Source organism: Candidatus Spongiisocius sp. (assembly GCF_965221825.1).
GTDB lineage: Bacteria > Actinomycetota > Acidimicrobiia > Spongiisociales > Spongiisociaceae > Spongiisocius.
Map to the genome: position 1 here is coordinate 2,646,250 of NZ_OZ244917.1, position 12,483 is coordinate 2,658,732.

The 12,483-nt window shown below is 64.8% G+C and carries 9 protein-coding genes and 1 tRNA gene; 4 read left to right on the forward strand and 6 right to left on the reverse strand.

The annotated features are described in order from the left end of the window. The 4 genes from ACOQPD_RS12325 to ACOQPD_RS12340 all read right to left on the reverse strand — a co-directional run bounded on the left by ACOQPD_RS12325 (window position 1) and on the right by ACOQPD_RS12340 (window position 6,067). Window positions 1-1,554 (reverse strand): ABC transporter permease subunit, encoded by a 1,554-nt coding sequence (locus ACOQPD_RS12325; RefSeq protein ID WP_420612253.1) that lies wholly within the window; start codon window positions 1,552-1,554, stop codon window positions 1-3. A gap of 665 nt (window positions 1,555-2,219) precedes the next feature. Continuing rightward, window positions 2,220-3,338, reverse strand: a complete 1,119-nt coding sequence (locus ACOQPD_RS12330) for an amino acid ABC transporter substrate-binding protein (protein WP_420612254.1) — start codon at window positions 3,336-3,338, stop codon at window positions 2,220-2,222. A 91-nt stretch (window positions 3,339-3,429) separates the two neighbouring features. Further along, window positions 3,430-5,280 carry a 1-deoxy-D-xylulose-5-phosphate synthase gene (gene dxs, locus ACOQPD_RS12335; RefSeq protein WP_420612255.1) on the reverse strand — a complete coding sequence of 617 codons (1,851 nt, stop codon included), beginning with the start codon at window positions 5,278-5,280 and terminating at the stop codon, window positions 3,430-3,432. Between the two features lie 124 nt (window positions 5,281-5,404). Continuing rightward, a complete protein-coding gene (locus ACOQPD_RS12340) occupies window positions 5,405-6,067 on the reverse strand; it encodes a phosphoribosyltransferase (RefSeq protein WP_420612256.1) in 663 nt (220 codons plus the stop codon). A gap of 330 nt (window positions 6,068-6,397) precedes the next feature. On the opposite strand from ACOQPD_RS12340, the gene ACOQPD_RS12345 reads away from it, so the two are divergent. The 3 genes from ACOQPD_RS12345 to ACOQPD_RS12355 all read left to right on the forward strand — a co-directional run bounded on the left by ACOQPD_RS12345 (window position 6,398) and on the right by ACOQPD_RS12355 (window position 8,568). Beyond that, window positions 6,398-7,465: a mechanosensitive ion channel family protein gene (locus ACOQPD_RS12345; protein WP_420612257.1), complete on the forward strand. Its 1,068-nt coding sequence runs from the start codon at window positions 6,398-6,400 to the stop codon at window positions 7,463-7,465. Window positions 7,466-7,595: 130 nt separating this feature from the next. Then, window positions 7,596-8,450: a universal stress protein gene (locus tag ACOQPD_RS12350; RefSeq protein ID WP_420612258.1), complete on the forward strand. Its 855-nt coding sequence runs from the start codon at window positions 7,596-7,598 to the stop codon at window positions 8,448-8,450. Window positions 8,451-8,494: 44 nt separating this feature from the next. Beyond that, a tRNA-Ile gene (locus ACOQPD_RS12355) sits at window positions 8,495-8,568 on the forward strand. 152 nt (window positions 8,569-8,720) lie between these two features. Here the strand turns inward: ACOQPD_RS12355 and ACOQPD_RS12360 are convergent. After that, a complete protein-coding gene (locus ACOQPD_RS12360; RefSeq protein ID WP_420612259.1) occupies window positions 8,721-8,933 on the reverse strand; it encodes a hypothetical protein in 213 nt (70 codons plus the stop codon). A 193-nt stretch (window positions 8,934-9,126) separates the two neighbouring features. On the opposite strand from ACOQPD_RS12360, the gene ACOQPD_RS12365 reads away from it, so the two are divergent. Next, the gene (locus ACOQPD_RS12365) at window positions 9,127-9,870 is read left to right on the forward strand and encodes a hypothetical protein (RefSeq protein WP_420612260.1); all 744 of its coding nucleotides are present in this window, start codon (window positions 9,127-9,129) and stop codon (window positions 9,868-9,870) included. Between the two features lie 226 nt (window positions 9,871-10,096). Here the strand turns inward: ACOQPD_RS12365 and ACOQPD_RS12370 are convergent, their stop codons facing one another. Next, window positions 10,097-10,795 carry a hypothetical protein gene (locus ACOQPD_RS12370; RefSeq protein WP_420612261.1) on the reverse strand — a complete coding sequence of 233 codons (699 nt, stop codon included), beginning with the start codon at window positions 10,793-10,795 and terminating at the stop codon, window positions 10,097-10,099. Window positions 10,796-12,483 lie beyond the last annotated feature (1,688 nt).

A 12,483-nucleotide genomic window follows, 5' to 3' on the forward strand; every position in this document is an offset into this window, starting at 1 on the left:
TCAGCGCTCCACCAGTGCCATCTTGCGGTTGTAGTAGTTCACGATGCCCGACAGGATGAGGCTCACGAGCGAGTAGAAGCCCATCCAGAAGATGAACACCGCCAGCGCCTGGCCTTCCTGGTTGAAGATCGTCTGGCCGACCTGGACGATGTCGGCGAAGGCCACGGCGATGCCCAGGGAGGTGTTCTTGGCCAGGTTCAGATACTGGGAACCGAGCGGGGGAAGGATGATCCGGAAGGCCTGGGGCAGCACGACCAGGCGCAGCACCTGGCCCCGGCGCAGACCGACCGCCGCCGCGGCCTCCCCCTGACCGCGCGGCACGGCCATGATCCCGGCCCGTACGATCTCGGCGATGAAGGCCGCCGTGTAGAGCGTGACTCCCAACCAGACCGCCAGGAAGCCCGGTGTGAGTGCCTTACCGACCTCATGGGAGTACTGAGGAAATCTGGTGGGCACCACCACCTCGGGAAGCGTGAACCGCAGCGGGGCACCTCCGGAGAAGTCGAACCTTGACGCCAGGAAGTCGAAGAGCGGCTCGAACCCCCAGTTCATCTGGTACCAGAGCGACCGTCCCAGGACACTGGAGAGGGTTGCCTGCCCGGCCCCCGATACGAAGAACAGCATCGCCCCGAGTCCCACGACGGCCGCCACGGCCAGGCGGAAGTAGTCGTCATCGGAGAGTTTGGCCATCCCGGCGGGCGACCGGAGCCGCCTCAGATAGCGCACGATGTAGCGGGCCGCCAACGCGACGGCCAGGGCGGCCAGCACCAACTGGAGTCCGATCACCGGCACAACCCCGGACACCCAAGCGAGAGCGGTGAACAGCCATCCCAGCACTCCGGCGGCGGGATGGGCGAACCAGCCTCCCACCAGGAAGACGGCGAAGGTGCCGACCGACCAGGCGAAGGCGTGGGTCTCGTGCCCCTCTCTCTCCTGGAGCGCGAGCCGGCGCCGGTACACCCAGCGCGCCGCCACGACGCCGACGATCAACACCACGGTGTACTGCCATCGGCCGGCCAGGGGCGTGAACCAGGGGATGGCGATGCCCTTTGGGCTGGTGAACAGCCACCCCGACCCCTCCATCTCGGGGGTCAGATCCGGCAGGAGCCCGACGATCAGCGCCTGCCAGAAGAGGATCTGGACGAGGAGCGGGATGTTGCGGAAGAACTCGATGTAGGCGTTGGCGATCCTCGAGACGATCCAGTTGGACGACAGCCTCGAAATCCCGATGACCGTGCCGAGGATGGTGGCAGCTATGACACCGCTCCATGTGACCCGCAGCATGTTGACCATTCCCACCGCCAGCGCCTCCAGGCCCGACTCGGGATCGGTGTTGAACCCCTCGCCGAGTTTGACGCCCAGAGGCTCGCCGAGGAAGTCCCATGAGAACGGGATGCCGGTAGCCCGAAGATTGGTGGTGGCCTGGGTTATGACGACATAGCCGAGCCAGAGGATGGTTAAGAGGATGCCGAGCTGGGTGGCCCACTTGATGGCGACCACGTTGCGCCAAATGGGAACGCGGGTCTGAGAGGATCGCTCGGTGGGCGTGACCAATTGACCTTCCGTTCTAGCCGGCCTTCATGACCATACCAACAACCAAGTGGTCTGTCTGTGGAATGGCGGTGTGGTATGGCGTCGGCAGCGGTGTTCCTCGCAAGGCCCGCTGACGAAGGCGTACCCGCAGCGGTCCGTTGAGGAGGCGGAACGTAGCGAGGGACGCTGATGGCCGCCAGAGCACGCCTGGTTGTTTCGCAGACAGACCACTATCGCGTCTGTCTGTGGAATGGCGGTGTGGTATGGCGTCGGCAGCGGTGTTCCTCGCAAGGCCCGCTGACGAAGGCGTACCCGCAGCGGTCCGTTGAGGAGGCGGAACGTAGCGAGGGACGCTGATGGCCGCCAGAGCACGCCTGGTTGTTTCGCAGACAGACCACTATCGCGTCTGTCTGTGGAATGGCGGTGTGGCGTGGCTGGCAGACCACCAGAAGGGTTGTTCCAGAGTCAGTGGTCAGTGGTCAGTGGTCAGTGGTCAGTGGTCAGTGGTCAGTGGATGTTGTACCTCGGGGAGAACTGACAAGCCGACGGACCTAAGGGCATAAGAAGACTCGATCGTCTGTAGGTCGCAACTGGCCACTGGCAACCGGCCACTGGCCACTACAACCACAACGCGAGGAGGGGGCGCCTGACCGGCGCCCCCTCCTTCTATCGGATCGACTTGGTTTCTACCGGGCCGGTGGTGCGTAGACGAGACCGCCCTCGGTCCAGCGGGCGTTGGCAGACCCGGCTCTGGAGAACCCGAGCGGGTGCAGGTTGTTGGCGTAGATCTCGTCGTAGTTGCCGACCTGCCGGATGGCCTGGGCGTATGCGTCGGCCGCAAGGCCCATCTTGGTCTGCAGCTCATCGTCGCCCACGCCGAGGAAGCGACCCGCTTCGGGATCAGGCGGGTTCGCCACCATCTCGTCGATGTTCGCGGAGGTGACTCCCTTCTCGTCGGCGATGATCAGGATGTACACCAACCAGTTCACCACGTCAGCCCACTGGCTGTCGTTCTGCCGGTACATCGGGCCAAGGGGCTCCTTGGAGATCGGGGTGGTCGGGAAGATGATCCAGTCTCCTTCGGCGATCTCGCCGTTCTGGACGGCGGCGTAGCGATGGCCGAACAGGGCCGATCCGTCGGTGGTCACCAGGTCACAGGAACCCGCCCGGAAGAGATCCATGGCCTCCGGGAAGTTCTCCACCGTGACCAGCTCGATCTCGGCGCCGACCACGCGGGCGCCCTCGGTGATGTTCTTCTCGGTGGTAGTACCGGCGTTGGTGCAGAGCCTGGCGCCGTCCACGTCCACCAGGGTCGAGGCATCGGTGAAGCCGAAGTCGGCCTTGCCCATGATCTGCTGGCCGTCGTAGAACGTGGTGGGCCCGAAGTCACCGCCGATCTCCGTGTCCCGGCTCTGGGTCCAGGTGGTGTTACGGAACAGCACGTCGACCTCGCCGGCGGCGAGCACGTTGAAGCGCTCGGCGGCGGTGGTGCCCACGAACTCGACCGCATTCGCATCGCCTAGCACGGCTGCGGCAAGAGCGCGGCAGTAGTCGGCGTCGAATCCGGTGTAGGAACCGTCGTCCTGGGGCTCGGCGAAGCCGATGGCGGCGGTTGACACACCGCATCGCAGGCTACCGCGGGCCTGGATCTCGGCCAGCGTGCCGCCCTGCAGAGGTGAAACGGTTACTTCCTCCGCCTCAGTGGTCGTGGGGGCCTCGGTTGCCGCCGTAGTCGTCTGCTGGGCCGCCGTTGTGGAGGCAGAATCGTCGGATCCGCATGAAATAGCGACCAGCGCAACCACCACCAACAAAGGTACTAATCTTCGAGTCACAGTAGGTACCCCTTTCCGTTCTCGCTTTTGCTTGGCATCGTTCCCCACCTGCCGGGACCCCTGGCTATAGCACCGCGGCTTGTAGATGCTCCTTGACCGCCGAAACGATCCCAGAAGCGTCCATCCGGTAACGGGCGAGAAGTTCCTCAATCTTACCATGAGGAAGGTGTGCGGTCGGGAGGCCGACCGTCACCACCCTGGCTGACCCGGCGCCATCCACCTGGTCACGGATCGCCTGCCCGATCCCACCGGCGCGCAGCCCGTCCTCGGCGGTGACCACCAATCCGTGCCGGGCAGCGTCGCTGATCATCACCGGATCGAGCGGCTTTACCACTCTCGGGTCCCACACCGTGCAGCTGACCCCTTCGAGTTCCAGGAGGTCGGCCGCTTCGCAGACGGCTTCCAGCATCTTGCCGACCCCGATTAGGCAGACGGCGGACCCTTCGCGGACCCGGCGTGCCGACAATCCGGACCCCACCTCGCCGATCGATGCCCGGAGTGGCGCGGTCTTGGGCCACCGGATGGCGGACGGCCCGGTGGTTATCTCCAGCGCGGTGTCGAGCATCACGGGGAGTTCCTCGTACGAGGAGGGGGCGAAGATGGTCATGCCGGGGATCTTGGACAGCAGGACCAAATCGAGGATGCCGTGGTGGGAGGCCCCGTCGTCGCCGGTGATGCCGGCCCGGTCGAGGCAGAAGATGACCGGGCAGCCGTGGAGGGCGGTATCGAGGTTTATCTGGTCGAGGGCCCTAGTGAGGAAGGTGGAGTAGATGGCCACCACCGGGCGGAGGCCTCCCATGGCCATGCCCGTGGCCATCGCCACCGCGTGCTGCTCCGCGATGCCGACGTCGAAGACCCGGTCGGGGAACCGGTTCTGGAACGGCAGCACGCCGGTCGAGTCGGGCATGGCGGCGGTGATCGCCACCAGATCGGGATGGCGGCCGGCGAGCGTCAGGAGATGGTCGGCGAAGGCGGACGTGTAGCTCCCCTCCTTGATGGAGGAGAGGTCATGCATCGCCTTGATGGGGTCGTTCTCGGCGGGGGCGTAGCCGCGGCCCTTCTGGGTGATCACGTGCACGACCGTGGGCCCGCTCATCGCCCGGACGTTCTGGAGGATCCGCTCGAGCTCGGGCAGATCGTGGCCGTTGAACGGACCGAAGTAGCGGATGCCCAGCTGCTCGAAGATCTGGGGAGGTTCCACCATGTGGCGGATGGCCACCTCGGTGGCGTCGATCCCACGGCTCACCAGGTCCGCCACCCAAGGGATCGACTCGGCGATCGAGCGGGCGACGCCCTGGCCGCGCTCGTAGACGTTGGTGGTCCGTAGCTTGATGAGGCTCTCCGAGAGCTTCGAGATGGTGGGTGCGTAGGAGCGACCGTTGTCGTTGAGGATGATGGTGACGTCGGCGTCGGAATGCCCGATGTTGTTGAGCCCTTCGAGCGCCATGCCCCCGGTCAGCGAGCCGTCGCCCACGACCGCCACCACCTGCCGATCATCACCCTCGGCCCGGAAGGCGGCGGCCAGCCCGTGGGAGTAGGAGAGGGCGGTAGAGGCGTGGCTGTTCTCGATCCAGTCGTGTTCCGACTCGGCCCGGCTGGGATAGCCGGACATTCCATCGGGAAGCCTGAGGGTGGCGAACTGGCGGCGTCGCCCGGTCAGCAGCTTGTGGGGGTAGGCCTGGTGCCCGGTGTCGAACAGGATGGCGTCGTGGGGGGACCGGTAGACGCGGTGCAGGGCCAGGGTGAGCTCGACTATCCCCAGGTTCGACCCCAGGTGGCCGCCGTTGCGGGTGACCGTGGCCACGATGAGGTGGCGGATCTCGGTGGCCAGCTTCTCGAGTTCCTCGAAACCGAGGGATCGGAGGTCGGCGGGCCCCCGGATGGTGTCCAGGAGGGGAGTATCGGGAAGTGTCATCTCAATACTCTACAGGCGAAGGCTTGTTCACGGCCCGAGCTTATGAGGGTGGTTGAGGACATCCGGGTAGATCGGCCTCCGTCCTCCGGCCTGGCAATGATGTTCAGCAGGGTCGACCGGACGCTCAACACTCCGGCTCGTGGCCGGGCATCCACTCCCGGGCGCGTTCCAGCAGCTCGACCACCGAACGGTCCGGGGTGGGGCTGAAGTCGCGATAGAACATGCCGATGGCGGCGAACCGCCGCGGCGTGTGGGCCACCACCAGCTCGTCAGCCACTTCAGCGAAGACCGCCGATGCGTCGCGGGGAGCGACCGGCGCCGCCACCACGACCCGCCCGGCTCCGAGGTGGCGGGTGATCAGGCAGGCGGCCCGGGCGGTGGCGCCCGTGGCGATGCCGTCGTCGACGATCACCGCGGTCTTGCCCTCCAGATCCGCGGGACGGGCATCGCCGCGGAAGCGCTCCGCCTGTCGGGCCAGTTCCCGGCGCTCCCGCTGCTCCACCCGGTCGACGGCCGCCGGCCGGATCCCGAGCCTCTCGATACGTTGTTCGTCCAGGACCCGTACGCCGCCCTCCCCGATGGCGCCCATGGCCAGTTCCGGCTGGAACGGGACTCCCAGCTTGCGGACCAGCAGCACCTCCAGGGGCGCGGCGAGGGCCCGGGCGATCTCGAAGCCGACCGGGACCCCGCCCCTGGGCAGGCCCAGGATCACGATCGGCCGGCCGGCGAGATGGTCGAGTTCTCCGGCCAGCACGCGACCGGCGTGCTCCCGATCCGTGAACCTCATGCCTCGTTCCGCGCCATACGGAGATTGTGCCAGCTTGATCGTGGTCGGTCTGTGTTGCGGTCGGCGTGCTATGGACCTCCAGCAACGCCTCTGGCTGCGTCCTGCCTCCTCAACGTACCCTGCGGGTACGCCTTCGTCCGCATGTCCTTGCCATAGACGCCGCTGGCGGCGCCATATCCCACCGCCACCCCACAGACCAACCACGGGGACCCGCGACAACAAACGAACGCGCATAGCGTGAACACGCCCCTAGCAGGGGCTAACCTGCCCTCCGGGCCGGTACCGATCCGGCCCCGAAAGAGTTTCTTCAAATCGGAACGGTGGCGCCCAATGTCTTCCTACCTGATCGCTCAATCCGTTGCGGACGCCTGCGGTGTGGATCCGGGGTCCGTGTGCGGTCTCTTCTATGACCTGACAGGTAGCACCGAAGCCGCCCGCTTCGCGGATCTGGCGGCCCGCCCGGTCAAGGTGCTGATCATCCTGTTCCTGGCCTGGATCATCAACCGGATCGCGCGCCGGTGGCTGGACAGGCTTGTGGAAGGGTGGCTGTCGAGGCGATCCGAGGTAGCGGAGGCCCTCTCAGGCACCATCGAGGCGGATGACGACGGGCCGGGACTGGGGGAGGCCGCGCTTGAGAGGGCCCGCCGGATGGTGGACCAACAGGAGCGGAGCGGCCAGCGGACGAGAACACTCGGTTCGGTGCTCCGGTCGATCTCCTCGATAGTCATCTACGGCCTGGCCGTGATGATGTCACTGGGGGAGTTCGATGTGAACCTGGGCCCGCTGATCGCCGGCGCCGGCATCGTCGGTGTAGCGGTCGGCTTCGGCGCCCAGAGCCTGGTCAGGGACTTCCTGTCCGGAGTGTTCATGCTGCTGGAGGACCAGTACGGCGTCGGGGATGTGGTGGATGTCGGCGACACGGTCGGCGTCGTGGAAGAGGTCAAGCTCCGTACCACCCAGGTGCGCGACATCAGCGGGACGCTGTGGCATATCCCCAACGGGCAGATCGCCCGGGTGGCCAACCTCACCCAGGACTGGGGCCAGGCCGTCATCGATGTCGAGGTCGCCTACGACACCGATATCTCCATGGCGATGAATGTCATCAAGGAGGTGGCGGACGGGTTGTGGCGCGAGCAACTCGATTCCTTCACGATCACCCAGGAGCCGACCATGGCGGGTGTACAGGCATTCGGGGACAACTCGATCGCCCTCCGCCTGATGGTCAGGACCGAGCCCGGCGAGCAGTTCGGCACGGCCCGGGAGCTGCGGAAGCGCCTCAAGTTCGCTCTCGACGATGCGGAGATCGAGATCCCGTTCCCCCAGCGCACCATCTGGGTACGTTCCCAGCCGGACTCGGCCCTGCCGGGCGAAGCGGGCGGTTCGAGCAACTCCGGCTAGGGGTCTGACGGCGGGAAAATCGCCCTTTTTTCGCGCACTCGCCCGATCATGGCCCGTGACGGGACGAGCCCGTCCGGGCGTGGCTAAGGTACCTGCCCGTGCTGGTTCCACGGGCTGACAAGAAGCTGACATGAAGCAGGTGCTGGCTGCGGTCGATCTGTCCCCGATGTCCCGCCGCGTGGCCGATCGAGCTCGGATCCTTGCGGAGGCCCACCAGGCCGAGCTCAAGCTGGTCCACATCGCGGAGCCGCCCGATGTCCCGCTACCGGACGAGATGCTGGAGCGGATCCACCTCTACCGCCAGAGCCAGGCGGAAGACCTGCTGACATGGATCAACGCCCGCGCCCGTTGCCGGGTGGATCTGGTGGTCCGGTCGGGCATCATGGCCAACGAGCTGGCCAAGCTGTCCCGTCAAGCCGGGTTGGTGATCACCGGCACCTCGTCGGTCGACAATACGAGGATCGGCCCCCGCGCCACCAGGCTGGCCCGCAAGCTGCATACCTCGGTGCTCAGCGTGAGGAGGTTGCTGCGTTCCCCCTACCGCCGGGCGATCGCGGCCGTGGATCTCTCCGAATCCAGTGCCTCCGCCGTCGATCTGGCCCTCCTTCTGGCTACGGGCTCCGACACGGTGACGGCCGTGGCGTCGCTGCCGACCGACGACGAGACGATGCTCTCGGATGCCGGGGTCGCCCCCGAAACGCTCGGTGTGCTGCGCCGGGAGCGGCTCTCCCTGCTGGAGGAGCGCATGCAGAAGTTCGTGGCCGGCTGGGGAGGCCTGGTCACCCCGGTGGTCCTGGACGGCCCCCCGCCCCAGACCGTGGCCGAGTTCGCCCGCATCAGCAACGCCGACCTGGTGGTCGCCTCCAGCCGCGGCGCCGGCAACTCCAACATGGTCCTCCTGGGCAGCAACGCCGAAGCCCTCATGGGAACCGTCCCCTGCGACGTGGCCATAGCCCGAGTACCAGGCCGCTTCTACCGCCCCTAACCCCCGCCGGGTCAGTCACCCGCCCGGATTATCCTCCCCCCACAGGGCCCGTAGCTCAATCGGTCAGAGCAGCGGACTCATAATCCGTTGGTTGCAGGTTCGAGTCCTGCCGGGCCCACGCCACAGCGGGCTGTTCGCGTGCTGGGGTGGTTTGGATGGCTGGTCGGGCGTGGGGCTGATGCGGATGTTGGTGTGGTGTTCGAGCGTGGTTGGCCGTTTCCGTGGTGGGGTTGTTGGTTGCTCGCAAGGCGTGGACTTGTCGGGTTTGCGTCAGGTTGTGCATAACCGCTCCCATGAGAACGGCGAGGGTGCGGGCGGCGAGACCGAAGACGCGGCGGGATCGTGGGGCGAAGCTCCCGTCGCCTTGATCATGCCGTTGACGCCTTCGACCGGGTTGCGCCCTGCGTAGTTGGTTACCCAGTCGGTAGTCCCGTAGGCGTGGTGCCGGTAGTTGTCGAGTTGTTCGACGCCGAGGGTGATCATCCCGTCGCAGCAGTATTCCGTGTCGGAGACGGCGATGATGGGCTGGCCATGGTTGTGTGGTCGATGAGGAACACAGCAAGGACAGTCTCGAAGAGATAGCTTGGGAATGCCGAGCCCAAGATGACCAACTCCTCGCCACGAGATCGACAGGTAACCTGGCATACGAGGCATCGAACGTCGATTGGAATGGGCCGTGGCTAGCTACCGAGGAGTTCTCACCGGTGCGGTAGCCACCGTCTTGCTGTTGGCAGCGTTGTGTGTGTACCTGCTGTATCGGGTGTCGGAACTCGAGGATGAGATCGACTACCCGACTAGCACCACATCCGGATCAGTGTTGAGTGAAGAAGACGCGCAAGGAGAGTTCGTACAGCCGATAGATGCCATTACTGTGACAACGGACACCGTTGCGCCCACCACGACAACGACAACGACGGTTGCTCCGACTACGACAACGACGATATCAATCCTGTTGGGTGAGGATATTGGCAATTGGCGATACGACACGTCCGAGGAGTCCGGTGCCGTGGCGTACGGAACCGAGGCCACATTCTCCTCAAGCTCTGAATCGCAGCCCAGCCTGTGGCTTCAATGCGGACCCGGCGATATGGGATCCAATGCTTATCTGCTGCATCCCTGGGACTTGAACGAAGATGTCAGGTCGCTCGTGTCAGTCGAGTATCGGTTTGATACTCAATCTGAACCTGTCTCGACAACAGCAGTGGCCCACGTCGACTCTTTGTTGGGGCTTTGGGACTTCGAGCCTAGAGAGGACGCCACCGAGTTATACGTGACCCTCCGTTGGGCGAGGGCGACTTGGACAGATGGGAATGGCAATGAGCAGGCAATCTACGAGGAGGGGTGGGCCAGATTCGATGTGACCGGCATCAGTGGCGTAATAAAGGCTCTGGCCTCCTATGTACCCGGCGATTGTCCGTGACTATCTGCCTAGCATCCAGGAAGGGACCGCCTATACGGCCGGACCAGCTTCACGTCACGATCGCAACGGTTGAGCACCCACTCACGCTCTACCACAACCACCAGAAGCCAGGTAGGCGGTCACCCCACGCACGTGAGCGCGGGCCGGCCGAAGGGTCTCTCGCCAGACAGGCGGTTTCCGCTCCCGGCGTCTCTGTCAGCGCCTCGCTGGACCCTGCCGTTGAGTTTCAGGACGATGCCGGGAGGTATGTACTGTCTGGGGGTGGTGCAGGCCGGTCGGCCTGCACGTCTCTCAAGTCTGCTTCGATCTGAGCGACATGATCGTCGTACCGGCCGGTAGCCAACGCGATGCCGAGGTTGATGCGGGTCAGCCCGACATCTAGTGCCTGTCCAGTGCCCAGGTGGACGCCCGAGGTCTTCATCCGGTTCTCGACGGGCAGGAACACCAGCACGTGACCCTGATGGACCTCTGTGTTTACCGAAATGAGCTTCGCCCACAGCCAGGTCCGGTTTGTCTTGGTGCCAGAGAACACGGCCCTCTGGTTGGTAATAACGAAAGTGCCTTCGTCGAGGACAGTTGGGACTTCCTCCGACGCCTGCATGCTGCCTCGCGAGACGCTCGGGCGGTAGGTCACACCCTTCGCGATTCGGATGGACATCCCGTGGGAGGTAGAACCGTAGTTTATCTTGCGGGACTTGATCTCTACCAGTTCCGCTCCGTTCACTACATACAGGAGTTCCTCGTTCTTCTTGGGGATAATCGGCGCTTGCGATTCGTCCCAAAGCTCGGTGTAGTGTTTCGCAGCGTCGAGCGCCTGTTCGATGCCTTCTATGGTGTCCTTCCACTCTCCCAACGCCTCAGCGTGTTCTCTCTCGGCTGCTGCCTTCGCCTCGGCTGCCGCCTTGGCAAGACGCCGTTCCTTCATCCGTGCAAACACCCGTGAGTCTCCATTCTCCTGGTCTTGTACCGTGCGGGTGGCCGGACTTGAACCGGCGACTCTCGCTGCGTAGGCGAGTCTAGGTTGGGCTCCATCTCCAACTCGGCATCGTCCGTTTCCTTCTGGCAGTCCATGCATCGGCCACGGGTGACGAGGGCAGCCACCCCAGCTTCGTCATGGCGCTTACGGTTTGTAGAAGAACCCCACGGCCCTTCGGCTCGGACCCACCGTCGTGTCGCTGCGGCAGCCCGGGAAGCGGAAACAGGCTTCGACACAGACGTTTGCCGGCCGGTTGGAGAAGGCGGTAGCGGCACTGCTACCTGACTGGGGGGCCGTCGACCCACCCAGCAGCATGAGATGAGCACAAAGCGGAGTGTCAGGACACATCACAGCAGGATTCGCCGTCGGCGACGGCGGGGGGTGGGCTGGTCGGTGACAGGCTCGTGTCACCCCTACCATTCGTCCCTGGTCGGCGGTGGTCGCGAATACCCGACCTTTGACGCTTGGGGTGTGATTCCGTGCATCTGGAGCCTATGGATGATGCAGTGGTGGGCCGTCTTGTCGACGAGTTCGGCGAGGATGGCAGCCGTGCTGTTGAGTTCCTGGGAACAGCCTATGTCCTGCTGTGTGGGGTGTCTCGGTCGGGTCCCCGCTTGGGCCAGACGGTCGTCTATTGCCTACGTGAGGCGATGACGGCGGTGCTGGCGGCTGCCCGCTTGGGGGATGCTGGGAGATGGAAGGAGATCTCCCGCGGTGTTGTGGCCGCTGGCAGGGAGTATCGGCGGGCGGAAGACTCTGATTCTGAGAGGGATCGTTTGCTGGGTGCCTTGCAGGCCCGGGTCGATGACTTGGAGCGGTTTCACCGCGAGGAGGGCCTTCGGCGGCGACGGCTGAACGATGTGATGGCCGACCTTACAGGTGCTGCGCCGATCTCTGCTCGTGTGTCGCCGGTTGATGCCTATCAGGAGTTGTGTGTTCGGCTCAACGACATCGTCCACAGCCCAGATGGTGAAGTCGACGCCGAGGGGCTGTGGTCTGAGTGTTTGGCGACCCTGCGGCTGCTCTTCTTGCCTGCTGATATCAGGTTTCCCGAGTTGGATGAGCTTGCCCGGCTTGAGTCCCCGACCGCGGATGACCTCAACAGGGTGGTCGAGTTGGTAGCGAGCCCGCAACATCTGCGACGGTTCGTGGAAGAGGTGGTGAGTCCGGCGTGGCTGGGGCTGCTGAGCGAGACCGGCCATCTGGATCCGCCGGACAGCCCCACTGGCTGGTGGGTCGATACTGCTATGGAGCGTTTGGCGGTCAGCCACCCCCAGGAAATATGTGTCTGGCTTGAAGACATGTATCGCCAACATGAGCACGACCCGACACGGTCCGCCCACGTTGCGAGAGCGGCTGCCACGGCGGGGGAAGCTGCTGTTGGTTTGATGCTCACCATTGTGCGCGCCCACCAACAGCATCGAACCATTCTGCACTGGGGAATCCGCTCCGCTCGGCAGCTTCCCGCCTCGGATCAGCGGGTAGCGGACTTCGCGGATGTGATCCTCAACCCAGGTAGCTGGTCCCAGGCCGTGGCCCCATGGGGACTGCTCCAGCGCCTATCAGAAGGCGCCACTGAGGAGAACGCTGAGCGGCGAATCCAGTTGCTCTGTTACAAGATCCGCTCAGTCCCTCCA

Bases quoted from the DNA above. Each gene is read 5' to 3' on its own strand.
- dxs (WP_420612255.1), bottom strand. From the start codon at position 5,280: ATGACACTTCCCGATACTCCCCTCCTGGACACCATCCGGGGGCCCGCC.
- ACOQPD_RS12340 (WP_420612256.1), bottom strand. From the start codon at position 6,067: ATGAGGTTCACGGATCGGGAGCACGCCGGTCGCGTGCTGGCCGGAGAA.
- ACOQPD_RS12345 (WP_420612257.1), top strand. From the start codon at position 6,398: ATGTCTTCCTACCTGATCGCTCAATCCGTTGCGGACGCCTGCGGTGTG.
- ACOQPD_RS12350 (WP_420612258.1), top strand. From the start codon at position 7,596: ATGAAGCAGGTGCTGGCTGCGGTCGATCTGTCCCCGATGTCCCGCCGC.
- ACOQPD_RS12360 (WP_420612259.1), bottom strand. From the start codon at position 8,933: ATGATCACCCTCGGCGTCGAACAACTCGACAACTACCGGCACCACGCC.
- ACOQPD_RS12370 (WP_420612261.1), bottom strand. From the start codon at position 10,795: ATGAAGGAACGGCGTCTTGCCAAGGCGGCAGCCGAGGCGAAGGCAGCA.